The 21,930-nt window shown below is 70.3% G+C and carries 24 protein-coding genes; 17 read left to right on the top strand and 7 right to left on the bottom strand.

Features of this window, described 5'->3' with window-relative positions:
* Positions 1-80 precede the first annotated feature (80 nt).
* The gene (locus SB754_RS01095) at positions 81-1,688 is read left to right on the top strand and encodes a DUF6923 family protein (protein ID WP_410783240.1); all 1,608 of its coding nucleotides are present in this window, start codon (positions 81-83) and stop codon (positions 1,686-1,688) included.
* A 9-nt stretch (positions 1,689-1,697) separates the two neighbouring features.
* On the opposite strand, the gene SB754_RS01100 is transcribed toward SB754_RS01095, so the two are convergent.
* Positions 1,698-2,696 (bottom strand): aldo/keto reductase, encoded by a 999-nt coding sequence (locus SB754_RS01100; protein WP_410780507.1) that lies wholly within the window; start codon positions 2,694-2,696, stop codon positions 1,698-1,700.
* A gap of 155 nt (positions 2,697-2,851) precedes the next feature.
* Here SB754_RS01100 and SB754_RS01105 point away from each other — a divergent pair, with 155 nt between their 5' ends.
* The 10 genes from SB754_RS01105 (at position 2,852) to SB754_RS01150 (ending at position 11,872) form a co-directional block, all read left to right on the top strand.
* The gene (locus SB754_RS01105; protein ID WP_410780508.1) at positions 2,852-3,871 is read left to right on the top strand and encodes a zinc-dependent alcohol dehydrogenase; all 1,020 of its coding nucleotides are present in this window, start codon (positions 2,852-2,854) and stop codon (positions 3,869-3,871) included.
* A complete protein-coding gene (locus SB754_RS01110) occupies positions 3,868-4,629 on the top strand; it encodes an SDR family oxidoreductase (RefSeq protein WP_410780509.1) in 762 nt (253 codons plus the stop codon). The genes SB754_RS01105 and SB754_RS01110 overlap by 4 nt, the downstream gene beginning before the upstream one ends.
* Positions 4,626-5,231: a bifunctional 4-hydroxy-2-oxoglutarate aldolase/2-dehydro-3-deoxy-phosphogluconate aldolase gene (gene eda / locus SB754_RS01115; protein ID WP_410780510.1), complete on the top strand. Its 606-nt coding sequence runs from the start codon at positions 4,626-4,628 to the stop codon at positions 5,229-5,231. The genes SB754_RS01110 and eda overlap by 4 nt, the downstream gene beginning before the upstream one ends.
* The gene (locus tag SB754_RS01120; RefSeq protein ID WP_410780511.1) at positions 5,228-6,178 is read left to right on the top strand and encodes a sugar kinase; all 951 of its coding nucleotides are present in this window, start codon (positions 5,228-5,230) and stop codon (positions 6,176-6,178) included. The genes eda and SB754_RS01120 overlap by 4 nt, the downstream gene beginning before the upstream one ends.
* A gap of 91 nt (positions 6,179-6,269) precedes the next feature.
* Positions 6,270-7,643, top strand: coding sequence for an ABC transporter substrate-binding protein (locus tag SB754_RS01125; protein ID WP_410780512.1), 1,374 nt, complete (start codon positions 6,270-6,272; stop codon positions 7,641-7,643).
* A 1-nt stretch (position 7,644) separates the two neighbouring features.
* Positions 7,645-8,586 (top strand): carbohydrate ABC transporter permease, encoded by a 942-nt coding sequence (locus SB754_RS01130; RefSeq protein WP_410780513.1) that lies wholly within the window; start codon positions 7,645-7,647, stop codon positions 8,584-8,586.
* Positions 8,587-8,588: 2 nt separating this feature from the next.
* The gene (locus tag SB754_RS01135; RefSeq protein ID WP_410780514.1) at positions 8,589-9,491 is read left to right on the top strand and encodes a carbohydrate ABC transporter permease; all 903 of its coding nucleotides are present in this window, start codon (positions 8,589-8,591) and stop codon (positions 9,489-9,491) included.
* 28 nt (positions 9,492-9,519) lie between these two features.
* Positions 9,520-10,701, top strand: coding sequence for a mandelate racemase/muconate lactonizing enzyme family protein (locus SB754_RS01140; RefSeq protein WP_410780515.1), 1,182 nt, complete (start codon positions 9,520-9,522; stop codon positions 10,699-10,701).
* On the top strand, positions 10,698-11,036 hold the full coding sequence (locus tag SB754_RS01145) for an L-rhamnose mutarotase (RefSeq protein ID WP_410780516.1): 339 nt from the start codon (positions 10,698-10,700) through the stop codon (positions 11,034-11,036). Before SB754_RS01140 ends, SB754_RS01145 begins: the two co-directional genes overlap by 4 nt.
* Positions 11,033-11,872, top strand: coding sequence for an amidohydrolase family protein (locus SB754_RS01150; RefSeq protein WP_410780517.1), 840 nt, complete (start codon positions 11,033-11,035; stop codon positions 11,870-11,872). Before SB754_RS01145 ends, SB754_RS01150 begins: the two co-directional genes overlap by 4 nt.
* Here SB754_RS01150 and SB754_RS01155 read toward each other — a convergent pair.
* Positions 11,854-12,633, bottom strand: coding sequence for a FadR/GntR family transcriptional regulator (locus tag SB754_RS01155; protein ID WP_410780518.1), 780 nt, complete (start codon positions 12,631-12,633; stop codon positions 11,854-11,856). The two genes, SB754_RS01150 and SB754_RS01155, sit on opposite strands and share 19 nt — an antisense overlap.
* Positions 12,634-12,825: 192 nt before the next feature.
* Between SB754_RS01155 and SB754_RS01160 the strand changes: the two genes are divergently transcribed.
* Complete coding sequence (locus SB754_RS01160) at positions 12,826-13,143, top strand: hypothetical protein (protein ID WP_410780519.1); 318 nt, start codon at positions 12,826-12,828, stop codon at positions 13,141-13,143.
* A gap of 24 nt (positions 13,144-13,167) precedes the next feature.
* Here the strand turns inward: SB754_RS01160 and SB754_RS01165 are convergent, their stop codons facing one another.
* Complete coding sequence (locus tag SB754_RS01165; protein WP_410780520.1) at positions 13,168-13,896, bottom strand: GAF and ANTAR domain-containing protein; 729 nt, start codon at positions 13,894-13,896, stop codon at positions 13,168-13,170.
* A 32-nt stretch (positions 13,897-13,928) separates the two neighbouring features.
* Positions 13,929-14,465: a TetR/AcrR family transcriptional regulator gene (locus SB754_RS01170; RefSeq protein WP_410780521.1), complete on the bottom strand. Its 537-nt coding sequence runs from the start codon at positions 14,463-14,465 to the stop codon at positions 13,929-13,931.
* Positions 14,466-14,559: 94 nt separating this feature from the next.
* Here SB754_RS01170 and SB754_RS01175 point away from each other — a divergent pair, with 94 nt between their 5' ends.
* Positions 14,560-15,270: an SDR family NAD(P)-dependent oxidoreductase gene (locus tag SB754_RS01175; protein ID WP_410780522.1), complete on the top strand. Its 711-nt coding sequence runs from the start codon at positions 14,560-14,562 to the stop codon at positions 15,268-15,270.
* A gap of 242 nt (positions 15,271-15,512) precedes the next feature.
* Here the strand turns inward: SB754_RS01175 and SB754_RS01180 are convergent, their stop codons facing one another.
* Positions 15,513-15,953, bottom strand: coding sequence for a DUF6069 family protein (locus tag SB754_RS01180; protein ID WP_410780523.1), 441 nt, complete (start codon positions 15,951-15,953; stop codon positions 15,513-15,515).
* A gap of 177 nt (positions 15,954-16,130) precedes the next feature.
* Here SB754_RS01180 and SB754_RS01185 point away from each other — a divergent pair, with 177 nt between their 5' ends.
* From SB754_RS01185 to SB754_RS01195, 3 genes are all read left to right on the top strand, one after another.
* Positions 16,131-16,568, top strand: coding sequence for a MarR family winged helix-turn-helix transcriptional regulator (locus tag SB754_RS01185; RefSeq protein WP_410780524.1), 438 nt, complete (start codon positions 16,131-16,133; stop codon positions 16,566-16,568).
* Complete coding sequence (locus tag SB754_RS01190; protein ID WP_410780525.1) at positions 16,568-17,989, top strand: MFS transporter; 1,422 nt, start codon at positions 16,568-16,570, stop codon at positions 17,987-17,989. Before SB754_RS01185 ends, SB754_RS01190 begins: the two co-directional genes overlap by 1 nt.
* 153 nt (positions 17,990-18,142) lie before the next feature.
* On the top strand, positions 18,143-18,421 hold the full coding sequence (locus SB754_RS01195) for a hypothetical protein (RefSeq protein ID WP_410780526.1): 279 nt from the start codon (positions 18,143-18,145) through the stop codon (positions 18,419-18,421).
* Here the strand turns inward: SB754_RS01195 and SB754_RS01200 are convergent.
* Together SB754_RS01200 and glp are read right to left on the bottom strand one after the other, a co-directional pair.
* Positions 18,383-19,060 carry a molybdenum cofactor guanylyltransferase gene (locus tag SB754_RS01200; protein WP_410780527.1) on the bottom strand — a complete coding sequence of 226 codons (678 nt, stop codon included), beginning with the start codon at positions 19,058-19,060 and terminating at the stop codon, positions 18,383-18,385. The genes SB754_RS01195 and SB754_RS01200 overlap by 39 nt on opposite strands.
* Positions 19,057-20,289, bottom strand: a complete 1,233-nt coding sequence (gene glp / locus SB754_RS01205) for a gephyrin-like molybdotransferase Glp (protein ID WP_410780528.1) — start codon at positions 20,287-20,289, stop codon at positions 19,057-19,059. The genes SB754_RS01200 and glp overlap by 4 nt, the downstream gene beginning before the upstream one ends.
* 218 nt (positions 20,290-20,507) lie before the next feature.
* On the opposite strand from glp, the gene SB754_RS01210 reads away from it, so the two are divergent.
* Positions 20,508-21,929 carry an MFS transporter gene (locus SB754_RS01210; protein WP_410780529.1) on the top strand — a complete coding sequence of 474 codons (1,422 nt, stop codon included), beginning with the start codon at positions 20,508-20,510 and terminating at the stop codon, positions 21,927-21,929.
* Position 21,930: the final 1 nt, after the last annotated feature.

The following is a 21,930-nucleotide window of genomic DNA, read 5'->3' on the forward strand; positions in this document are numbered from 1 at the left end:
GAATGGGCGGCGGTACGGCCCTACGATGTGAACGTTCTATGCGTCGCCCGACAGCGGCAGAATCAGGGGATCTTGTGTCGATGACTCGTGCCGGCAAGGTAGCCGCCGCTCTCGCAACGGCCGGGCTCGCGCTGGGAGGGCTGCTCGCGATCGGTGGCCCGTCCGACGCTGCCCAAGCGGCGCCGGTGGGGTGCAGCAGCGGCCTCATCTATACGACCGGCGGATCGTCGCAGATCTGGCAACGGACGCCCTCCGGGACGGACACCCTGGTGGCCACGGCGGCCGTGTTGATCGGTGCCGTGGCGCAGGATCCGGTCACCGGCAATGTGTACGTCTTCGGCATGGCGACCGGTTTCAAGTCGCACCTGTACCGGGCGGAGGCTGACGGAACGACGACCGATCTCGGACCTGTCGCGGGCCTCCCCAATGGCCCAGGGAACGTCTTCTCAGCGGCCTTCGACCACACGGGCAGGCTGTGGGTAGAGTTCAACACCGCTCCCACGCAGCTTTATCCCGTCGACGTGGCCGCCCTGAGCAGCTCCGGACCGCTTACGGTCAGCACGAACCTGACGAACGACATCGCCGAGCTGAACGGCACCATGTACTCCGCAGGTTCCAACACGCTCCAGCGGATCGACCTCACGACCGGAACCGTGACTTCCGCACCGCTTTCCGGAGTCGTCTTTCCGACCGGCCCAGGCCTTGCCGCGCAGGACGGCCACCTCTACATCAGCACGGGCACCGGCTTTGCCGAGATCCTCAACCCCACTACCGCCACGCCGACCATCAGTGCCCCCTTCACCACCGGGCTCAAGTTCGCAGTCGGGGATGCGGCAGCCTGCGCGACGGCGGGCAACCCGTTCCTGAACGCGGAAACCGACGACCTGACCGGCACCACCCTCTACTCCGGGATCGGAGGTACTGCAGGCAACGTCTTCGTGAACGACCTGCTCAACGGCGCCGGCTTCCAGCCGGGCGACGTGACCCCGTCCGTCCTGACCGACGGCGGCCTGACGGGAGTCGCCGTTGCCGCTGACGGCACGCTGACGGTCCCGGCAGCGACACCGGCCGGCACCTACGCCGTCGGATACAAGATCTGCCAGACCGCCATCGGGCGGACTGCCGTCTGCGACACTGCGTCGGCCACTGTCCGCGTAACGGCGCTCCCCGCGGTGGATGCGGTCGACGACGACTTCACCGCCGCTCCCGTCACCGCGGGCACGGCCGGTACGGCGGGCAACGTCTTCGCCGACGACACGGTGGATGGCGCGGCCGTCTCTCCGGCGGCCGTCACCGCGACCATCACCGCCGACGGCGGGCTCACCGGTGCTGCGCTGACGACCGCCGGCGATCTCACGGTCCCGGCGACGGCTGTTCCGGGAACGTACACACTCGCCTACCAGCTGTGCGCCGTCGCTCCGCCCACCGCCTGCGACACGGCCACCGTGACCCTCCGCGTGGTCGCGGCAACCACCCCGGTTCCGCCGCCGGCCGCGGGCACGCCCGTCGTCGCTTCACCGGTCGGTCCGGGTGTGACCGCGGTGACCCCGGTCGGTGACAAGCTCGCGTCCACGGGGTCGGACCTCGCGGCGGCGGCGGCGGGTGCATCACTCGGTGGAGCGGTCGCCATCATCCTCGGCGCCGCGCTGTGGCTGCTGGCCCGTCGCCGCCGAGCCGCCCAGGGCTAGCCCGAGCGCTCAGCGGGCGCGGGCGGGATCGGGCGCGAGTCCCGTCTCGTGGAGCTCGCGCCAGAGGTCGGCGGGGATGTCGGCGCGGTACCGCGCGACGGTGCTCGTCACGTGGTCAGCGGTCCGCATCCCGGTGACGACCGAGGTGACGGCCGGATGACGGAGCGGGTACTGCACGGCGGCCTCCGGCAGCTCCACGCCGTGGCGCGTGCACACCTCCGCGATGCGTCGGGCTCGCTCGATCACGTCGGCCGGCGCCTGGCCGTAGTCGAACTTCGCGCCGGCGTCGACCGCTGGGCTGCTCAGCAGGCCCGAGTTGTAGACGGCCGCCGCGACCACGCCGACGCCCCGCGACTCAGCCAGCGGCAGCAGGTCGTCGGCCGCGGACTGGTCGAGCAGGGTGAACCGGCCGGCGACCATCACCACGTCGACATCCGTCTGCTCGACGAAACGTGTCAGCATCGCCGACTGGTTCATCCCCGCGCCGATCGCCCGCACCACGCCCTGCTCCCGCAACTCGACCAGCGCGGCGACCCCGGTGGTCGAGGCGGCCTCCCAGTGGTCGTCCGGATCGTGCAGGTACGCGATGTCGAGGTGATCGGTCCCCACTCGCCGGAGGCTGGCCTCCACCGAGCGATGGATGCCGTCACGGCTGAAGTCCCAGACCCGGCGGCGGGCGGCGGGCACGACGAAGCCGTCGTCGTCCTGTAGGTCGGCCGTCTCGGGGCTGTCGACGAGCAGCCGGCCGACCTTGGAGGAGAGCACGATCCTGTCCCGGTCGACGCTCGCGAGCGCCCGCCCCAAGCGCTGCTCCGAGAGCCCGAGGCCGTAGTGCGGGGCCGTATCGAGGTAGCGGATGCCCTCCTCGAGTGCGGCGGACACGGCGAGTTCGGCTTCCTCGTCGGTGGTCTCGCGGAACAGGTTGCCGAACTGCGCCGCTCCGAGGCCCAGCTCTGTCAGCTGCTGTCCGGTCCGGAGCGGTCGGGTGGGGAGGATCGGTGCGGTCATCGGTACGCCTTCGTCGAGTATCTGCAGGGATTCGCTGCCCATCCTATCCCGCCCTTTCAGCATACGTATTATGTTTGCCTTCGATTTCGTCTAAGCTGATCGCGCTGCAGCCACCACCGGCCCAGCGGGAACGAATGAGGAAGGTCTGGTCGGCGATGCGGGCGGCTGAATATCTGGGAGAGCGGACGATCCGGGTCGAGGAGCGCGACGCGGCCCAACCGGGGCAGGGGGAGGTGGCCATCCAGGTCGCCTACGTCGGCATCTGCGGCACCGACCTCCATGTCTTCCACGGCGACATGGATGCCCGGGTGACCACGCCCGCCACCATCGGCCACGAGATGTCCGGCACGATCGCCGCGATCGGCCCGGGCGTCGACGGATGGAGCGTCGGCGACGCCGTCACCGTCATGCCGCTGTCATGGGACGGCACCTGCCCGGCGTGCCTCGCCGGCAACATGCACATCTGCCAGAACCTCGATTTCATCGGGATCGACAGCCCCGGCGCGCTGCAGGAGCTCTGGACTGTGCCCGCCGACGTGCTGGTGCGGCTCCCCGAGGGCCTCTCGCTACGGAATGCGGCGCTGGTCGAGCCCGTCGCCGTGGCCGTCCACGATGTGCGACGGTCGGGCCTCGGCGTGGGCGACTCGGTCGTCGTCATCGGAGCCGGACCGATCGGGGCGCTCATCGCAACGGTCGCGACCGCGTTCGGTGCCCGGGTCATCATCGCCGAGATCGACGCGAACCGCCGGGCCGCCGCCGAGGAGATGGGCTTGTCGACCATCGACCCCTCCGCCGTCGACCAGGTGGCCTGGGTCGAGGAGTGGACCGGGGGAGCCGGTGCGGATGTCGTGTTCGAAGTCTCGGGAGCGGCGGCCGCCGTTCTCGGAGCGACCAGCCTCGCGAAGGTGCGCGGCACGGTCGTCGTCGTCGCCATCCACCCCCAGCCGCGTCCGCTCGACCTGCACCGGGTCTTCTGGCGCGAGCTCACCATCCTGGGCGCGCGGGTGTATGAGCGCCAGGACTTCGAGCGGGCCGTCGAGCTGGTGGCCGACGGCTCCATCCCGGCCGACGCCCTGATCTCGAGCGTGGTGCCGCTGACCGACGTGGAGTCGGCGTTCCACACCCTCGAGGCCGGACAGGCGCTGAAGATCCTCGTCGAGGTGAGCGGTTCGTGAGCGCCTTCGACCTGACCGGCCGGCGCGCGGTGGTGACCGGCGTCAAACGCGGCATCGGCTACGCGATCGCGGAGGGTCTGGCCGCTGCGGGCGCCGACATCGTCGGGGTCTCGGCGACGCTCGACCCCGAGTCGTCCGCCATCGGCGACCGGGTGCGAGAGCACGGGCGCATCTTCGAGGGGCACCGGGTGGACTTCGCCGACCGGCAGGCGGTGACCGCGTTCGCGGAAGCCGTCGCCGGCGATGAGCGCCCGGTCGACATCCTGGTGAACAACGCGGGCACCATCCGCCGGGCGCCGGCCGCCGAGCACCCACTGGAGTGGTTCGACGAAGTGCTGGAGGTCGACCTCACGAGCGGTTTCGTGCTGAGCTCGATCCTCGGGCGCAGGATGCTCGCAGCCGGGAGCGGACGGATCATCTTCACCGCGTCGCTGCTCTCGTTCCAGGGCGGCATCAACGTGCCGGGTTACGCCGCGGCCAAGTCCGGGGTCGCCGGGCTCATCCGCGCGCTTTCGAACGAGTGGGCCGCCTGCGGCGTGACCGTGAACGGCATCGCCCCCGGCTACATCGCGACCGACAACACGCAGGCGCTGCAGGACGATCCTGACCGCTCGCAGGCGATCCTGGAGCGCATCCCGGCGGGCCGCTGGGGCCGGGCGACGGACATCGCTCCCGCCGCCGTCTTCCTGGCCTCGGACGAAGCGGCGTACGTCTCTGGGAGCATCCTGCCGGTCGACGGAGGGTGGCTCGGCCGATGACGCCGTTCGAGAAGATCCTCCCCGTCGTCGTGCTCGACTCCGTGGCGGCGGCGGAGCCCCTCGGCGCCGCCCTGCTCGCCGCGGGCATCCACCAGGTCGAGGTCACCCTGCGGACACCTGCGGCGTTGGAGGCCATCCGCATCCTCGCGGCCGAGCCGCGGCTCCGGGTGGGTGCGGGGACGGTGCTGGACGGCGCGCAGCTCGATGCCACCGTCGACGCCGGCGCCGCATTCGTCGTCAGCCCCGGGCTGATCGAAGAGGTCGTCGAGCGCGGGCGGGAGCGCGGCATCCCCGTCGTGCCCGGTATCGCCACCGCAACCGAGCTGGCCCGCGCCCGATCCCTCGGCCTCCGGACGGTCAAGTTCTTCCCCGCCGAGCCGCTCGGCGGTCCGGCCGCCATCGCCGCGCTGGCGTCCGTCTTCCCGGAGATGTCGTTCGTCCCCACGGGCGGCATCGGGCCCCGGAGCGCCGCCGGCTACCTCGCGCTGCCCGCGGTCGTCGCCGTGGGCGGAAGCTGGATGGTTCCCCGCCCGGCGCTGGCCTCCGGTGACTTCGGCGCCGTCGAACGGCTGAGCCGGGAGGCCGTGGCGGCGGCCTCATGACCGGCTACGTGCTGACGTTCGGCGAGACGATGGGACTGTTCCGCGCCGCCGAGGTCGGCGACCTGGCGGATGTGGGGGAGGCGCGCATCGGTGTCGGGGGCGCCGACAGCAACGTCGCGATCGGGGTGAGCCGTCTCGGCGCCCCGGCCGTCTGGGTCGGTCGCGTGGGCGACGACGGACTCGGCCGCCGCGTCGTCAAGGAGCTTCGGGGCGAAGGCGTGGAGGTCCGCGCGATCGTCGATCCCTCCGCGCCAACCGGCCTCATGATCAAGGAGCGCCGGACGCCGCACACGACGCGGGTGTCGTTCTACCGCGCGGGCAGCGCGGGCAGCCGCCTCGCCCCCGGGGATGTGGACGGCGACCTCGTCCGCGGGGCGGCGCTCGTCCACCTCACCGGCATCACCGCCTCGCTCTCGCCTTCCGCGCGGGCACTCGCACTCGAGGTCATCGCGGTGGCCCGCGACGCCGGCGTGCCCGTCTCCTTCGACGTGAACCATCGGCCGTCGCTCTGGCCGGACGGCGACGCGGCGCCCGTCTACCGGGACGTCGCCGCCGGAGCGGACATCGTCTTCGCGGGGGAGGACGAGGCGGCCCTGCTGACCGGGGTGAGTCCGTCCGATCCCGAGGCGCTCGCCCGCGCGCTCGTCGAGCAGGGGCCGGCCCTCGCGGTCATCAAGCGGGGAGCCTCGGGCAGCCTCGCGTTCACGGAGGGCGTGGTGACCCGGCGCCCGGCGCTGACCGTTCCGGTCGTCGACACTGTCGGCGCGGGCGACGCGTTCGTGGCCGGGTTCCTCCGCGGCCGGCTCGATGGCGCGGGAGTCGCGGACTGCTTGGAGCTCGCAACGATCGCCGGCGCCTTCGCGTGCATGGGGCCCGGTGACTGGGAGAGCATGCCCCGCACGGGGGACCTCGGGCTGCTGTCGGATGACGATCCGGTCACCCGCTGACCTCGCTCTTGGCAAACATCATACGTATGCTCTATAGTCGGAACACGCCTCCTCGGAGTCGTCAACGAAGTCGACAAGACAAGGACATCTCATGGTCGGAATCCACACTGTGGTGCGTTCACGCCGCCGATCGGCGTTGACCGTAGCCGCACTTGGCGCCGCGACGGCGCTCCTGGCCCTCACCGGATGCAGTTCCGGCGGGAGCACAGGGAACGGGTCGTACGGCTTTCCCGAAGCCAAGCAGGACACCTCCTCGACGATCACCGTCTGGGTGGACGCGGACCGTCAGGCCGCGGCGAAGGCATTCGAGAAGGCGAACCCGGACACCAAGATCAAGGTCGTGACCTACGACGGGTCGGCCAACGGCTCCAACTCGTTCCGGACGAAGATGCAACTCTTCGACCGCGCCGGCAGCGGCTGGCCGGACGTGGTCTTCTCGAGCCAGAACAACGACGCCTCCTGGGCCAGCCAGAAGACCAACGGCAAGCAGGCGTTCGCAGCGCAGCTCGACTCGGGCCTGGTTCCGAAGGACACGCTGAGCGGCTTCACCCCCGGCTCGCTCAACCCCTGCACCGTCGAGGGTCACGTCTACTGCCTGCGCAACGACCTCGCTCAGGCGGTGCTCTGGTACAACAAGGCGCTGCTCGACCAGTTCGGCTACTCCGTCCCCACCACCTGGGAGGAGTATCAGGCTCTCGGTGAGAAGGTCGCCAAGGAGCACCCGGGCTACATCATCGGCACCGCGGGCGACGCCTGGACGCCGGAGGTGTTCATGTGGGCCAGCAAGTGCGAGGCCAACAACATCACCGGACCGAAGAGCGTGACCGTCAACACCGACAGCACGGAGTGCAAGCGCGCCGCGTCGATGCTCGACACCCTCCGCGCCAATGGCACCGTCCCCGCGGTGAGCGTCTTCACCCCCGAATTCATCAAGAACTACACCGGAAAGGTGCTGATGATGCCCGGCCCCGCCTGGTACGCCGGCGCCATCTTCAACAACCCGCAGTCGCTCAACGTGCCCGCCGGCCAGCTGGCGGCGGCAGCGCCTCTGCCCTGGAAGGGCGACGACAAGCCGGTCACCGGCAACGTCGGAGGCGGCACCTGGTTCATCTCCAGCCACTCGAAGAACCTGAAGGCGGCCGAGCAGTTCGTGCAGTTCGTCACCACCGCTGACGACTACCAGGTGCAGCTCGCGCCGGGCTATCCCGCCTACGCGTCGGCCGCCGAGAAGTGGGTCGCCAAGCAGGACGCCAGCAAGTACTACGCGGCGCCGCTGAAGCCGGTCGTCACTGCGGCCTCCCAGGTCTGGGACGGCTGGGGCTACGGCATCTTCAGCCAGGAGGCCGTGTGGGCGAAGACCATCACGCCCGCTGTGGCCTCCGGCAAGTCGATCGTCTCCCTGCTTCCCACGTGGCAGGAGGCCATCACGAACCAGGCCAAGGTCGACGGATACACGGTGAAGTGACATGACCATCGCTCCTCCGAGCGACCAGCTGACCGTCGGCGCCCCCGAGCGCCGGCGGTCGGCACGGCGTGCGGGACGTGCCCCTGGACGGACGCCCATCGGCTACGTCTTCGTCTCGCTCTACACGCTCCTCGCTCTCGCCTTCGGCATCCTCCCGTCCCTCTATGCGGTCGTGCTCGCCTTCACCAACAGCGATGGGGGCTTCGCCGGCTTCGACAACTTCGTGAAGGTGATCGGCGACTTCCGGTTCTGGCCGGCGGTCCAGCACGTCACCCTGTACCTGGTGATCTGGCTCATCGGCCTGCTGATCTTCGTCGTCGCCCTCGCCCTGATCGTGCACGCACTGCGCGCCCGGTGGGCGAGCACCTCCCTGCGGTTCATCTACTACCTGCCGGGTGCGCTCGCCGGAGCGTCGAGCGTGCTGCTCTGGCTGTTCGTCCTCGACCCGACCGCGAGCCCGGTCAGCGGCCTCCTGCACCTGCTCGGCCTGAACAGCTTCGTGCAGGTGATCCAGCCGGGCAACCTGCCGCTCATCTTCGCCATCATCGCGTTCTGGACCGGCGCGGGCGGCTGGATCGTCATCATGTACGGCGCCCTGAACAACATCAGCACCGACATCATCGAGGCGGCCAGGATCGACGGAGCCAACGCGTTCCAGATCGGCCTGCGCATCCAGCTCCCGATGCTCCGCAAGTGGATCGCGTACATGGCGGTGATGTCGCTGGCCGCCGGCACGCAGCTGTTCGTCGAACCCCAGTTGCTCAGCCAGGCGAGCAACGCCGTCGTGCCGAACGACTACTCCCTGAACCAGCTGGCGTACCAGTACGCCTTCCAGCAGAACGACTTCAACGGCGCCGCCGCGATCTCGCTCCTCCTGCTGATCGTCGCGCTCCTGCTGTCGTGGGTGTTCGTCACCCGCGGCGGCCTGTTCGAGAAGGAATGACCATGACCGCACTCTCAACCGATCGGCGCAGAGTGAACCTGCGCGGATGGAGCGGGCGCACCATCGGGGCCGTCGTCCTCCTCCTGTTCGTGCTGTTCTTCGCGATCCCGATCGTCTGGCTGCTGCTGGCCGTGACCAAGTCGTCGCACGCGCTCACCGTGGCGAACCCGTTCTCGTTCGGCTCGTGGGCCGACCTCGTCGCGAACTGGAACCAGCTGTTCGGCTTCCAGGACGGCGCGGTCACCGTATGGATCGGCAACTCGGCGATGTACGCGCTCGGTGCGCTGGTCATCACCCTGGTCGTCAGCATCCCGGCCGGGTACGCCCTGGCGCTGACCGAGTTCCGGTTGCGCAAGGCGCTGCTCGTGCTCACCCTGGTCGTCATGCTCATCCCGAGCACAGCGCTGGTGCTGCCGGTCTTCCTGGAGCTGAACACCGTGGGGCTCATCGGCAGCCCGCTCTCGGTGATCCTGCCGATGTCGTTCTTCCCGTTCGGCGTCTACCTGACCTACATCTACTTCTCGACCAGCATCCCGCGCGACCTGCTGGCCGCCGCCCGCATCGACGGATGCACCGAGCTGGAGGTGTTCACCCGGGTGGCCCTGCCGCTGGCGACGCCGATCGTGGCTCTGGTGGCCTTCTTCAGCTTCGTGCAGAACTGGAACAACTTCTTCCTTCCGTTCGTGATGCTGCCCTCGAGCGATGGTTACCCCATCCAGGTCGGCCTCAGCTCGCTGCTGTCCGCCACGCCCGCCTTCAACCCCAGCTCCGCCGGGTCAGACTCGGTGCAGCTGCCGACCCTGGCGCTGGCCACCATCGTCTCGATCCTGCCCGTCCTGATCGTCTTCCTCTTCTCGCAGAGGTTCCTCGTGACGGGGATGACCGCAGGGGGGACGAAGGAATGACAACGCTCGCACACGAGGAGAACCGCACGTGAAGATCACCGGCTACCGCAGCCTCACCACCGTCCATGACTGGGGGAGGCTGACCGGCGACGTCAACGGTGTCCAGAGCGGGCACACCACCCCCGTCCCCGTGCTGATCATCGAGACCGACAGCGGTCTCGAAGGCGTTGGCCTGGGCGCGCACGGCGACATCGCCCGCGTCTTCCCGGCCATCGACGGCGAGGACCCGCGGGCGGTCGTCGCGCTGTACGACCGGATGCTCGACTGGGTCTTCAAGGCCGGGCACTCCGGCGCCACTTTCGGGACCATCGGCGCCGTCGACATGGCGCTCTGGGACCTCAAGGCCAAGGCCGCGGGCGAGCCGCTCTGGCGCACGCTCGGCGCGCGCGACCGGTTCATCCCCGGCTACGCCTCGGGGCTGGAGTTCGGCCTGACCGACGACGAACTGGTGACCCTGTACACCGACTTCGCCGACCGCGGCTTCAAGGCGGGCAAGCTCAAGGGAGGTCGCGACATCGACCGCGACCTGCCGCGCCTGGAGATCATGCGCGACATCCTCAGCCGAAACTCGCGGCGGCCGGCGCTCATGTTCGACGCCAACGAGGCCTGGAACACGGCGCAGGCGGCGCGCTTCGTGACCGCGATCGAGGAGCAGCTCGACCTCACCTGGGTGGAGGAGCCGCTGCGGCGCTGGGACGCCGCAGGCATGGCGGCGTTGCGGGGCAAGATCCGGGCGGCCGTCGCCAGTGGCGAGAACCTCACCGGGCTGGAGCAGTACCGGCCGCTGCTGGACGCCAACGCCGTCGACATCGTCCAGGTCGGTAACGTGTGGGGCATCACCCACTTCCTCCGCGTCGCCACCCTCGCGCACGGCCGCGACCTCCCGGTCAGCCCCGTTGCGTTCAACGCGAACCCGGTCGCACATGCCGCCGCGGCCGTGCCGAACCTGCTGACCTTCGAGGTGCAGGATCTGCACCACCCGGTCGGGCTGGACGTCGACCAGTGGTTCGAGGACGGCGGCATCGTGCTGGGCAACCGGCCGGGGCTCGGCATCCTCGTGGACGAGTCGCTGATGCAGGTCGCCGGCGTCTCGCCAGCGACACCGCCCGCCACCGGTCCGCACATCCGGCCGGAGCGCGCGGCCCTGCGGCTCGTGGCCGAACCCGACGTCATCGACCTCCCCGGCAACCCGCTGAGGCCCGTCTCATGACGCGCGCGCCCGAGCGTCACGCCCTCGTCGTCGGTGTCCGGCCGGAGAAGCGCGAGGAGTACCTCGCGTTGCACCGCGCCGTCTGGCCCGGTGTGGAGCAGAAGCTGCGCGAATCGAACATCCGCAACTACAGCATCTTCGTCTTCGGCGACATCCTGTTCGCGTACTACGAGTACGTCGGCGACGACCACGACGCCGACCTGCAGCGCATCGCGGACGATCCGGTCTCGCAGGAGTGGTGGACGCTGACCGACCCCTGTCAGGTCCGGATCGCGGAGGAGCGCGAGCCGGGCGCCCTGTGGCAGCACATCGACGAAGTGTGGCACCTGGAGTGAGCGCGCGGATCGACGCCCACGTGCACCTGTGGAACCGCGCCACCGATCCGCAGGACTGGATCGACCCCGCGACCATGGGCGCCATCGACCGCGACTTCGGCACGGCCGAGCTCCGTGCGATGCTCGCCGCGACGGGATGCGGCCGGGCGGTCGTGGTGCAGGCGAGCAACAGTCTCGACGAGAGCATCCGGCTCGCGGCCGCGGACCCGGAGGCCGTGGCCGGGCTGGTGGCCTGGGTGGACCTGACCGGGGATGTGGCGGCGCAGCTGGACCGGATCCGGGAGGCGGCGACCGTACCGGTGGTCGGCATCCGGCATCTCGCGCAGATCGATCCGGACCCGCAGTGGCTGCTGCGGCCCGACGTCGGACACGGGCTCGACGTGCTGGAAGCGGTCGGCGTCTCCTTCGACCTCGTCGTCCGTGACTGGCAGCTCGGCCAGGCGGCGCAGGTCGCTGGACGGCATCCGGGTTTGACCTTCGTCCTCGATCACCTCGGCGGACCGCCGGTGCCCGGCTTGGATGCGAGCGAGTGGGAGGCTGCCCTGCGCCTCCTCGCACGCTCGCCGAACGTGTTCTGCAAGGTGTCGGGGCTCAGCTCGGGGCTCGCGCCGGGATCGTGGACGGCGGACGGCCTGCGTCCGCGCATCGACGTGGCACTCGACGCTTTCGGCCCGTCGCGGCTGATGTACGGGTCGGACTGGCCCCTCGCCGAGCTGGGCGGCGGCGCGCCGCTGTGGAAGGACGCGGTCTCGTCGCTGCTCTCCGGGCTCTCGGCGGCCGAGGCCGACCGGGTTTTCGGCGGGACCGCCGTGGAGGCTTACTCGCTGGAAGCCTGACCGCCTCCGCGGGTGCGCGGAGCGTGGTCGGGGAGGCGCCGCCGCTCCCACGAGACGTGGATGTGGTCGTGCATGGCCTGCTCGGCCGCCGCGGGGTCGTTGCGCGAGATGGCCTCCACGATCGCCGCGTGCTCGTCCAGCGTCTTCGCGACGGCGTCGGGCGGGTTGATGCCCTGATACCGGCTGGACTCCACGGCCCGCTTGTACAGGTGCTTGGCGATGTTCTCGGCGAGCCGGTTGCCCGAGATCTCCATCAGCGCGTAGTGGAAGACCACGTCCGCCTGCCGGAACGAGTCGGTCTCCGACTCGCTCTCGCGCATGGCGGTCAACGCGTTCTCCAGGCGGCGCAGTTCGTCGGCGGAGTGCGCTTCGGCGACGGAGCGCGCCATCGCCGACTCCAGGCTCGCCCGGACCACCGTGAGCTCATCGAGCACGCCGAGCGATTCGTCGTTGTCGATGAGGGCGGACAGGACCACCGGGTCGAGCATGTTCCAGTAGCCGGGCGCGCGCACCTGGGTTCCGCGGCCCTGGGAGACGATGACCAGGCCCTTCTCCTCCAGGCGCTTGACGGACTCCCTCAGCACGGTGCGGCTCACGCCGAAGTGCTCGCTCAGGGGGCCTTCCGGCGGGAGGAGGTCGCCCTCCTTGAGCCGGCCGGTGACGATCAGCTCGACCAGCTCGGCGACCACCGCCACTCCCAGCCGCTCCGCTGGGAGGCGCTGGGGGATCAGCCGGGACGTGTCCGTCGCTTCGCTCGCCATACGTATGACCTTAGCCCGCGCTTGTCCGTGGTGGGGCGGCGCCCGGCGGTCCTGTTCTCAGGAGATCGGCTTCCCGGCGCGGCAACCGCAACCGCAACACGCTGAGCGTCCTCTCATTCCGACCCGCCGGGCGGGACCGGAGGCGTACGTTCGCTGCTGAGGCGCCGCCCGGCGCCGAGGGAGGTTGCACCGATGCCCACGGATCAGTACCACGAGCCGCCCGCCGAGCTCTCGGAGCAGACGCGGACCTTCGCCCGGATGTGCGCAAGCCTGTCCGAGGAGTCGGAGGCCATCGGCTGGTATGAGCAGCGCATCGCCGTCGAGAAGGACCCGACGGCCCGCGCCATCATGCTCGACTCGCTCGCCGAGGAGTACAAGCACTTCAGCATGGAGCTCGAGTTCCTGCTGCGGGCGAAGCCGCAGTGGCGCGAGACGGCGCGCGGCATTCTGTTCCAGGACGGCGACATCGTCAAGCATGGGGAAGAGGCGGAGGAAGCCGCCGAAGGCTGACCAGGCCACGCCGGCCTGGCCGCGTCAGAGCGACAGCCGCCGATTCACCACCGCGTCGGCGACGTCGTGCAGGCGGGCGTTCGTCGTGCGAGCGTGCGTGCGCAGCATCCGGAACGCCTGGTCGATCGGCACCCGGTGCTTCTGCGCGATGACGCCTTTCGCCTGCTCGATCAGCACCCGGCTGTCCAGCGCCTGCTGCAGCTGCTCGGACAGGACGGTCTGCTCGTGGAGCGACCGCTGCTGGAGGACCGCGATGGTCGCCACCTCGCAGAGGGCGCGGATCAGCGAGGTCTCCCGGTCGTCGAGCTTCCCCAGCCGGGTCGAGAACAGGTTGAGCGCGCCGATCGTCTCGCCGCGCACCGACAGCGGGAAGGTGTGCGAGGCGACGAAGCCGCGGTCGGCCGCGATGCGGGTGAAGTGCGGCCAGCGGTCAGCCTCCTGGCGCAGATCCGGGATGTCCAGGAGGGTGCCCGTGTGCGCGGTCTCCAGACAGGGCCCCTCGGCCACCCACAGCTGGTACTCCTCGGTCTCTGCGGCGCTTTCGCTCGTTGAGGCGACGACGTGCAGCGTGCCGTCGCGGTCGGCCAGCATGATGCCTCCCTCGGCCGCAGACGTGAAGCGCGTGCTCGCCTCGATGAGGACATCCATCGTGTCGATCACGTCGAATTCCGGCCGGAGCGCGTCGGCGAGGAGCACGAAGACGGCGGGCAGGTCGACATCGTGCTCGTCGGGGCCGTTCTCCTGGTTCAGCATGCACCGCACGGTACGCCGAAGATCGGGCGCCGTCAGAGCAGTTCTGCGAACCAGGGCTCGACGACCTCGGCGATGTAGCCGGCGTCGACGCGCTGGAGTTCCGTGAGGCCGAGGAAGTGCCGCGCCAGAGTCATCCCGAGGATGCTGGCGGTGAGCACTGCAGCGCGGACGTCCGCGTCGTCCCGGTCGCTGGTGCGCGCAAGGTTCTGCACGCGCTCCCGCAGGTAGTCGCCCATGACGGAGGCCGCTTCGGGTGAGGTGAGCATGGACCGCAGCAGCGCTCGGGTCGCCGGCGGCAGTTCGCGCAGCCGCAGATCGAGCACCTCCGCGAGGTGCTGCGGCACCTGATCTTCCGTCAGCTCCGGCGCCGGCCGTACCGCGAGCTCGAAGAGGCCCTGCTTCGATCCGTAGTGCTGGAGCACCAGGGAGGGGTCGACGCCGGCTCGACGCGCGATCCCACGCACCGTCGCACCGTCGACACCGTGCGCCCCGAACTCGGCCTGGGCGGCCTCCAGGATCCGGGCCGCAGTCGCAGCCCGGCGTTCGGCGCGCGTGAGGGGCTCATCCATGGCTTCACTCTACAGATGATGAGCGAACGTGCTAGGTTCGACTCAACACCTGTTGAGCGAAATGGGCGCGCGATGCGCCCTCAAGGAGATCCGGATGCACACTCCCACTGCGAGCCCGAACCGAACGGTGCTGGTGATCGGCGCCTCCCGAGGCCTCGGCGAGGCCATCGTCGAGGAGTATGCCGCGCGCGGGTCGCACGTCGTGGGGACGGTGCGCGGCGATGCGCCGACGCCGCTGCACGAGTTCGCGCGGATGACCGATCGGGTCGAGATCGAGCACGTCGACATCACCGAGGTGGAGGGGGTGCGGGCACTCGCCGACCGGCTGCGGCACCGCACGTTCGACCTGCTGTTCATCGTCGCGGGCGCCTCGCTCGCGCCGAGGGCTCAGATCGCGGCCGAGATCGCCGACGACGACTTCGACCGGATGATGAACACGAATGTGCTCAGCGTCATCCGCGTCGTTGAGGCACTCGACGACCTGGTCGATCCTGAGGGCACGATCGCCGTCATGTCGTCGGGTCAGGGCAGCATCGGCAACAACCGTTCCGGCGGCTTCGAGGTGTACCGGGCGACGAAGGCGGCGCTCAACCAGCTGATGAGGAGCTACGCGGCCCGCCACCGGGACGACCGGCGGACCCTGCTGCTGATGGCGCCCGGCTGGGTGCGGACCGCGATGGGCGGCGCGGAGGCCCCGCTCGAGATCGCGGACAGCATCCCGCCGCTGGTCGACACGGTCGACGCGCAGCGGGGCGCAGCCGGGCTGCAGTACCTCGACCGCAACGGGGAGACGGTGCCCTGGTGAGCACGCCGCTCCCGACGTCGTGCTTCGCGCCGGTGGTCCGTGGCAAGCTGTGAACCCTGAGGGCCGCCGACACGCGCGAACGCCGCGTCGCGGCGGCGCTCGCCGCACTGTCGGGCGCCGACCAGCAGGCGACGTAAGGAGAGCGACGGGTGTACGGGGTCGGGCTCGGCACGTCGATGCGCGACCTGATGCGTGGCCCGTCCGAGTACTACGGGAGCCGCGCCGGCGATCGGATGCTGCCGTCAGGAGGCGACGGGAGCGATCCGCTGGAAGAGCGGGACGCCGACGGCCACGACGATCGGGTGCATGAGCATCAGGGCGATCACGCCGGCGACCGTCGTCCCAGGGATGAACCCGGTCACCAGGAGCACGACGTCCGGGACGAGTGACACGACCAGGAGCAGCGGGACCAGCAGGCGCAGGGCGCGGGTGGGACGGGCGGCCCGTGCGCGGACGATGCGCCATCCGACGTAGCCGGCCAGGAAGCCGGCGATCGCGAAGGACATGTACACGGCGGGCTTGAGGGCGGGGAAGTCGCCGGCGCCGAGCGCCTGGGCGATCAGTGCGACGACGGTCGTCGCGGCTGCGATGACGAGCGCGCCCGCTGTCAACAGGAGAGCGTTGCGTCGGACGGTGCTCGTGCGGCGAGGTGCGGCCGGAGCAGTGGGGGACATGGTTGCCATGAGTGACTCCTTCGATCCTGAGGAGGAACGTCCTCCAGTGCTCACGGTAAAAGCCCGGCCGATCAGGCGAATCCTCCCGGGGGTGCAGGTTCCGGCGCTGGTCGTCACCCGGGGGAGTACGGCTGCCTACTCGCATCACGAATGGACAGGTGAAACTGTGCAGTCTAGGCTGTCTATATGACCACGACGAACGATGACGCAGCTCCGCAGCAGGTCGCCGTCGACCTCCGGACGGTCCTCGCCCGTCTGCTCCGCAAGCTGCGGGAGGCGACGGCCGAGGCGATCACCCCCTCCCAGGCCTCGGCGCTGTCCCGGCTCAGCAAGGGCGGGGTGTCGACGGTGAGCGCGTTGGCGATGGCCGAGCGCGTCCGCCCGCAGTCGATGGCGGCGATCGTCGAGGCGCTGGAAGGGCTGGGCCTCGTCACCCGCAGTCAGGACCCGAACGACGGCCGCCGGCAGATCGTCGACCTCACCGAGGCGGGATGGGCGCAGGTCGCCGGTCAGAAGGAGGCCGGCCTGGCCTGGCTCGAGGGGACACTCGCCGAGCAGCTGTCGCCGGACGAGCTCCGCACCCTCTCCGCCGCGACGGGCATCCTGGAACGGATCCTCGACTGATGGCGCTCAAGCCGCCGCCGCCGCACCGCTTCGACCGCCGCCTGCTCCCTCCGATGATGCTGGGCGCGGTCCTCAACCCGATCAACACCGCGATCATCGCGGTCGCGCTCGCGCCCATCGGCATCGCCCTCGGGGCGCCGACATCCGAGACGGTGTGGCTCGTCTCGGGCCTCTACCTCGCCACGGCCATCGGTCAACCGCTCGTCGGCCGGCTGGTCGACATCTACGGCGTCAAGCGGCTCTTCCTCGCGGGCGGCGCGCTGGTGGCGCTCGCGGGGGCGATCGGGCTGGCCATCCCGGAGTCGCACGACAGCATCTGGTGGCTGGTGGTCGCGCGCGTCGTGCTCGGGCTGGGCACGTGCGCGGGGTACCCCGCCGCGATGCACCTGATCCGGGCGGAGGGCAAGCGCACCGGGGTGGCCTCGCCGGCCATCATCCTGACCGTCCTCTCCGTCACCACGCAGACCGTCGCCGTCATCGGGCCCACTCTCGGCGGACTCCTCATCGGGGCGTGGGGGTGGCGGGCGACATTCGCGGTGAACCTGCCGCTGGGGCTGGCGAGCGTCATCCTCGGCTGGATCCTCCTCCCGCGGGTCACGGGGCTGGAGCCGCCTCGCGATCAGCGGCCCCGTATCGACGTCCTGGGCATCGTCTTCTTCGCGGTGACGATGCTCGCCCTGCTCGTGTTCCTGCAGAACATCTCGGTGGCGACCCTGTGGATGCTCGCGGTCGCGCTCGCCGCCGGCGCCGCCCTGGTGTGGTGGGAGCTGCGGGTGGATGCGCCCTTCATCGACCTGCGGGTGCTCGGCGGCAACGGACCGCTGCTGCTCACCTACACGCGCTCTCTGCTCACCGCGACGATCTCGTACACCTTCGTCTACGGCTTCACGCAGTGGCTGGAGGATGGGCGAGCGCTGAGCCCCACCGGCGCTGGGCTCGTGCTGCTGCCGGTGTTCGCCGCGGGGATCGCGGTGGCGCTCGCCTTCGGACGACGGCCCGAAGTTCTGTGGAAGCTGCTCATCGGCTCCATCGCCCAGCTCGTGGCGGGCATCCTGGTGCTCTTCATGACCGGGGCGACGCCGATCTGGTTCTTCGTGGTGACCATGCTCGTCCTCGGCATCCCGCAGGGCCTCAACAACCTTGCCATCCAGAACACCCTCTACTACCAGGCCCAGCCGGAGCGGATCGCCTCCTCGGCCGGCCTGCTGCGCACCTTCTTCTACCTGGGTGCGATCGTGGCATCCGTCGTCTACGGCAACGTCTACGGCGCCCTCGCGAGCACCGGCGGGCTGCACGTGCTCGGCTGGGTCGTGATCGGGGTCTCCGCCGTGTTCCTGCTGATCACCGTGCTCGACCGCAGCCTCCGCGAGATCGGCCGGGGAGCCGACGCGAAACCGCCCTCGCTTGTCGACCGAGGGTGAATCGAGGGTGAAAAACCCGCGATTCTGTCGACAGGGCTGAGAAAGCTCCGCTTCTATGGCAGAGCGAGCTTCTATGGCAGAGCGAGCGTGGGCTCTGCCCGACCCGACCTGCCGACAGCTGGTGGGCGTACAATCCGTCCACTGGAGGAGACGATGACCCGATACTTCGTCACCGTGGCAGGCCGCCGGATAGCCGTCCTCGATGAAAACGCCGAACAGGCCACGCAGCGCATCGCCGACGCGAAGGGACGTGGCGGCGAATACGTCCAACTCGCCACCGATGCGGGTGTGATCCACATCCTCGTCAGCGCCCGCGCTCCCGTCGGGATCGAAGCGCAGGCTGCCGTCGTCGACGAGTCCCAGGGCGCCGGCGCTGCGACGATACAGGCGCTCTCACCCAGCACCGACGAGTTCGACGAGTGGGGCATCTGAACGGCGAACTCCGCCGACGCCTCGAAGAGAAGGGGTGACCACTGCGGGAAGTATTCGTTCCTTCGCGGCGACGAGGTCGGCCGGGGTGTCGATGTCGGCGCTGAGCTCCCCAGGGTCGTCGAGCAGGGTCAGTGCCAGGGAGCCGAACAGTGCACGGACCGGCGCCGAGTCCAGGGAGGCGGACGAGCGCAACCGGGAGACGGCGCCGCGGAGCGCATCCACGGCATAGAGCCCGCTGAGCCACTGCGTGCGGCCCGAGGCGTCCCGGAGGACCAGGCCATCGGTGAACTCCTCGGCCGCGCTGAGCAGCAGCTCGACCACGGCGGCGGGGCGGACCAGGTCGCAACTGAGTACGAGACAGGTCCCGGTCGCCACGCCACGGCGGTCCAGCTCGTCGAGGGCGGCGCCGATCCCGGCGGCCGGTCCCGAGAACGCCGGCCGCTCCTGGATGAGCGAGACGCTGGGGCGCGCAGGCAGTTCCGGGAGCAGCGCCTCCGGCCCGACCACGACGGTCGGCAGGAGAGTCACGGCGTCCAGAGAGCGGTCGAGCAGCGTCTTCCCGCCGAGCGACACGGCATGCTTCGGCGTGCCGAGCCGCCGGGCCCGGCCGCCGGCCAGGACGATCGCCGCGACGCTCATGCCGGCTCGAACACGGGGACCAGCTGACCCGTCTCCACGTTCGCGGTCTCCGCCCCCACCATCGCGATGAGCGGGGCCCGGAACATCGCGGACAGCGAGTGGGATGCGTGATCCGGCGAACCGAGCGGATGGACCGCGATCGCGTCCGCGTCGGCCTCCACGGCGAGCGGCACGAACCTGACCGCTCCCGCCCGGCCGGGCCAGCCGACGGAGACCGTCTCGGATGCGGGTTCGCCTCCAGTGAGGGCTCCAGCCAGCCGAGCCAGGACCGGCCGCACGAACGCCTCGAAGGAGACGAATGCCGCGGCCGGCGTGCCGGGAAGCGCGAGCCACGGCGTTCCCCGCCACCGGCCGTGCGCCTGAGGACGACCGGGCCGCATCGCGACGCGGGCGAGCGTCCCGTCGGGGGAGGCTGCCGCGAGCCGCCCGGCCAGGTCGTGGGTTCCGGGGCCGACCCCTCCAGTGGAGACGATGAGGTCCGCCTTCCGGGCCGCGGAGTCGAGCACCCGGCGGAGCGCATCCTCGTCGTCGCGGACGAGCTGCACGGAGACGACGTCGCCCCCGAGCGCCGTGACGGCCGCCCGCAGGTACACGGAGTTCGAATCCGGGATGCCCGCGCGCGGACCCGCGTCCGAGAACAGCTCGTCACCGGTCACCACCAGGGCGACCCGCGGAGCGCGATGCACCCGCACAACGGTGTGGCCGGTGGCCGCCAGCAGCCCCAGGTCTCGAGGACCGAGCACGACCCCCCGGCGGACGATCGGCGCACCCTCGGCGATGTCCTCCCCGCGATTGCGAATGTGGGGCTTCGCGTCCCGCCACAGAGCGACGGTCGCGCCGTCGTCGAAGCGACCGCTGGTCGTGCGCTCGACGGGGACCACGAGGTCCGCGCCGGGCGGCAGGGGCGCGCCGGTCATCACCGGCCGGGCCTCCCCGGTGCGCAACGGACGGGGCTGCGGCGACCCGGCGCGGGACGGCTCGAGCCGCACAAGGACGGCGGGACTCTCCGGGCTCGCTCCTTCGAGGTCGGCAGCACGGACGGCGTAACCGTCCATCGCGGCATTGTCGAAGCGCGGCACAGCGAACGCCGCCGTCACCGCCTCCGCCGTGGTCCGTCCGAGCCCTTCAGCCAGCCCCACCGTTTCAGCCGGCAGCGCGGTGACCAGGCCCAGGACCGACCGTCGGTAACTCTCGACCGTGTGCGGCTCCGGCAGCATGCGGACCTCCATCCATGAGCCCCGAGGGGATGGTGTCCACCGTACGAGCGCGCGATCACGCCCGCGTTGCCCGGAGATCACGGTTCGTTTCGGCCGCCTCACACACCGCAGACACCGACGAGAGATGTTCGTTACGCCCCTTTCACGTCGCGCGCCGCCGGCCGAAACACAGCGTTCCTAGCGTTGAGCCAGCCCGTCACGTCAACCCGGCCATCGCAGGAGGTCCACCCATGAGCAGTACCGTCTCCGCAGCCCCCGCCTCATCCGCCGCTCCCACCGAGGGGGCGACGCTCTCACCATCGCCCGCACTGGTCCGCCGGCCGGGACGGTGGATCGACGGCTGGAACGCCGAGGACCCGGTCCAGTGGGAGCAGGAGGGCGCCGCCATCGCACAGCGCAACCTGCGCTGGTCCATCTTCGCCGAGTTCCTCGGCTTCGTTGTCTGGCAGCTGTGGTCGATCGTCGTCGTGTCGCTGCCGGCGGCGGGCTTCACCTTCGACACCGCGCAGACGTTCTGGCTGATCTCGATGCCCAGCCTCGTCGGCGCCACCCTCCGCTTCCCGTACACGTTCATGGTGCCGCGGTTCGGCGGCCGCAACTGGACGATCGTCTCCGCGGCGCTGCTGCTCATCCCGGCGGTCGGACTCGCCATCTGCGTCGCGAATCCGCAGACGCCGTTCGGAGTGATGCTGCTGGTCGCGGCGCTCGCCGGATTCGGCGGCGGCAACTTCGCCAGCTCGATGGCCAACATCACCTTCTTCTACCCGCAGCGCAAGAAGGGATGGGCGCTCGGGCTGAACGCGGCGGGCGGCAACCTCGGCGCCGCCGTCGCGCAGTTCGCCGTGCCCATCGTCATCACGATCGGCGCAGGCGTGACACTGCAGCTGCCGCTCGCCGGGCTGATCTGGGTGCCGCTCATCGTCGTCGCGATTGTGGGCGCCTGGCTCCGGATGGACAACCTCTCCAACGCACGCGCCGACCTGAAGGCGTCGCTCGCGGCGCTCCGCGCTCCCGAGCTCTGGCTGATGGCGCTGCTCTACATCGGAACCTTCGGCTCGTTCATCGGCTTCTCCGGCGTCTTCCCGAAACTCATCGCGGACCAGTTCCCGAGCTTCGGTGCGCTGCCCGTCGCCGGCGCCACCGTCTCGCTCGCCTTCCTCGGTGCGCTCGTCGGCTCCCTGGCCCGGCCGTTCGGCGGCCGGCTGGCGGACCGCTTCGGCGGGAGCATCGTCACCATCGCCGCCTTCGTGATCATGGCCGCCGGGGCGCTCGCGGTGGTGCTCACGCTGCCGCTCGACAACTTCTGGCTGTTCCTCGGCTTCTTCCTGGTGCTGTTCATCGCGAGTGGCGCAGGGAACGGCGCGACCTACCGGATGATCCCGACGCTCTTCGCACTCCGCGCGGGGGCTGCGGACGGGCACAGCACCGCAGGCGACATCTCCGCCCAGCGCACCGCGGCCGCGGCCCTCGGCATCGTCTCGGCGTTCGGCGCCTACGGCGGGTTCGTCATCCCGCAGGTGCTCGGACTGTCGAAGACGTCCACCGGCGGCTACGAGGCCGGACTGCTCTGGTTCGTCGGCGCCTATGCGGTGCTGCTGGCCATCACCGTGGGGATCGCCCTGCGCGGTCGCGCCCGCGGCGTGCGGATCTAGC

It is taken from the genome of Leifsonia sp. SIMBA_070 (genome assembly GCF_046534635.1).
In the GTDB taxonomy this organism is placed as follows: Bacteria; Actinomycetota; Actinomycetes; order Actinomycetales; family Microbacteriaceae; genus Leifsonia.

Coding starts and splice junctions, on each gene's coding strand:
- SB754_RS01130 (WP_410780513.1), top strand. CDS start 7,645: ATGACCATCGCTCCTCCGAGCGACCAGCTGACCGTCGGCGCCCCCGAG.
- SB754_RS01175 (WP_410780522.1), top strand. CDS start 14,560: ATGCACACTCCCACTGCGAGCCCGAACCGAACGGTGCTGGTGATCGGC.
- glp (WP_410780528.1), bottom strand. CDS start 20,289: ATGGAGGTCCGCATGCTGCCGGAGCCGCACACGGTCGAGAGTTACCGA.
- SB754_RS01210 (WP_410780529.1), top strand. CDS start 20,508: ATGAGCAGTACCGTCTCCGCAGCCCCCGCCTCATCCGCCGCTCCCACC.
- eda (WP_410780510.1), top strand. CDS start 4,626: ATGACGCCGTTCGAGAAGATCCTCCCCGTCGTCGTGCTCGACTCCGTG.
- SB754_RS01125 (WP_410780512.1), top strand. CDS start 6,270: ATGGTCGGAATCCACACTGTGGTGCGTTCACGCCGCCGATCGGCGTTG.
- SB754_RS01120 (WP_410780511.1), top strand. CDS start 5,228: ATGACCGGCTACGTGCTGACGTTCGGCGAGACGATGGGACTGTTCCGC.
- SB754_RS01100 (WP_410780507.1), bottom strand. CDS start 2,696: ATGACCGCACCGATCCTCCCCACCCGACCGCTCCGGACCGGACAGCAG.
- SB754_RS01105 (WP_410780508.1), top strand. CDS start 2,852: ATGCGGGCGGCTGAATATCTGGGAGAGCGGACGATCCGGGTCGAGGAG.
- SB754_RS01160 (WP_410780519.1), top strand. CDS start 12,826: ATGCCCACGGATCAGTACCACGAGCCGCCCGCCGAGCTCTCGGAGCAG.
- SB754_RS01155 (WP_410780518.1), bottom strand. CDS start 12,633: ATGGCGAGCGAAGCGACGGACACGTCCCGGCTGATCCCCCAGCGCCTC.
- SB754_RS01135 (WP_410780514.1), top strand. CDS start 8,589: ATGACCGCACTCTCAACCGATCGGCGCAGAGTGAACCTGCGCGGATGG.
- SB754_RS01145 (WP_410780516.1), top strand. CDS start 10,698: ATGACGCGCGCGCCCGAGCGTCACGCCCTCGTCGTCGGTGTCCGGCCG.
- SB754_RS01190 (WP_410780525.1), top strand. CDS start 16,568: ATGGCGCTCAAGCCGCCGCCGCCGCACCGCTTCGACCGCCGCCTGCTC.
- SB754_RS01170 (WP_410780521.1), bottom strand. CDS start 14,465: ATGGATGAGCCCCTCACGCGCGCCGAACGCCGGGCTGCGACTGCGGCC.
- SB754_RS01165 (WP_410780520.1), bottom strand. CDS start 13,896: ATGCTGAACCAGGAGAACGGCCCCGACGAGCACGATGTCGACCTGCCC.
- SB754_RS01195 (WP_410780526.1), top strand. CDS start 18,143: ATGACCCGATACTTCGTCACCGTGGCAGGCCGCCGGATAGCCGTCCTC.
- SB754_RS01185 (WP_410780524.1), top strand. CDS start 16,131: ATGACCACGACGAACGATGACGCAGCTCCGCAGCAGGTCGCCGTCGAC.
- SB754_RS01180 (WP_410780523.1), bottom strand. CDS start 15,953: ATGGCAACCATGTCCCCCACTGCTCCGGCCGCACCTCGCCGCACGAGC.
- SB754_RS01095 (WP_410783240.1), top strand. CDS start 81: ATGACTCGTGCCGGCAAGGTAGCCGCCGCTCTCGCAACGGCCGGGCTC.
- SB754_RS01200 (WP_410780527.1), bottom strand. CDS start 19,060: ATGAGCGTCGCGGCGATCGTCCTGGCCGGCGGCCGGGCCCGGCGGCTC.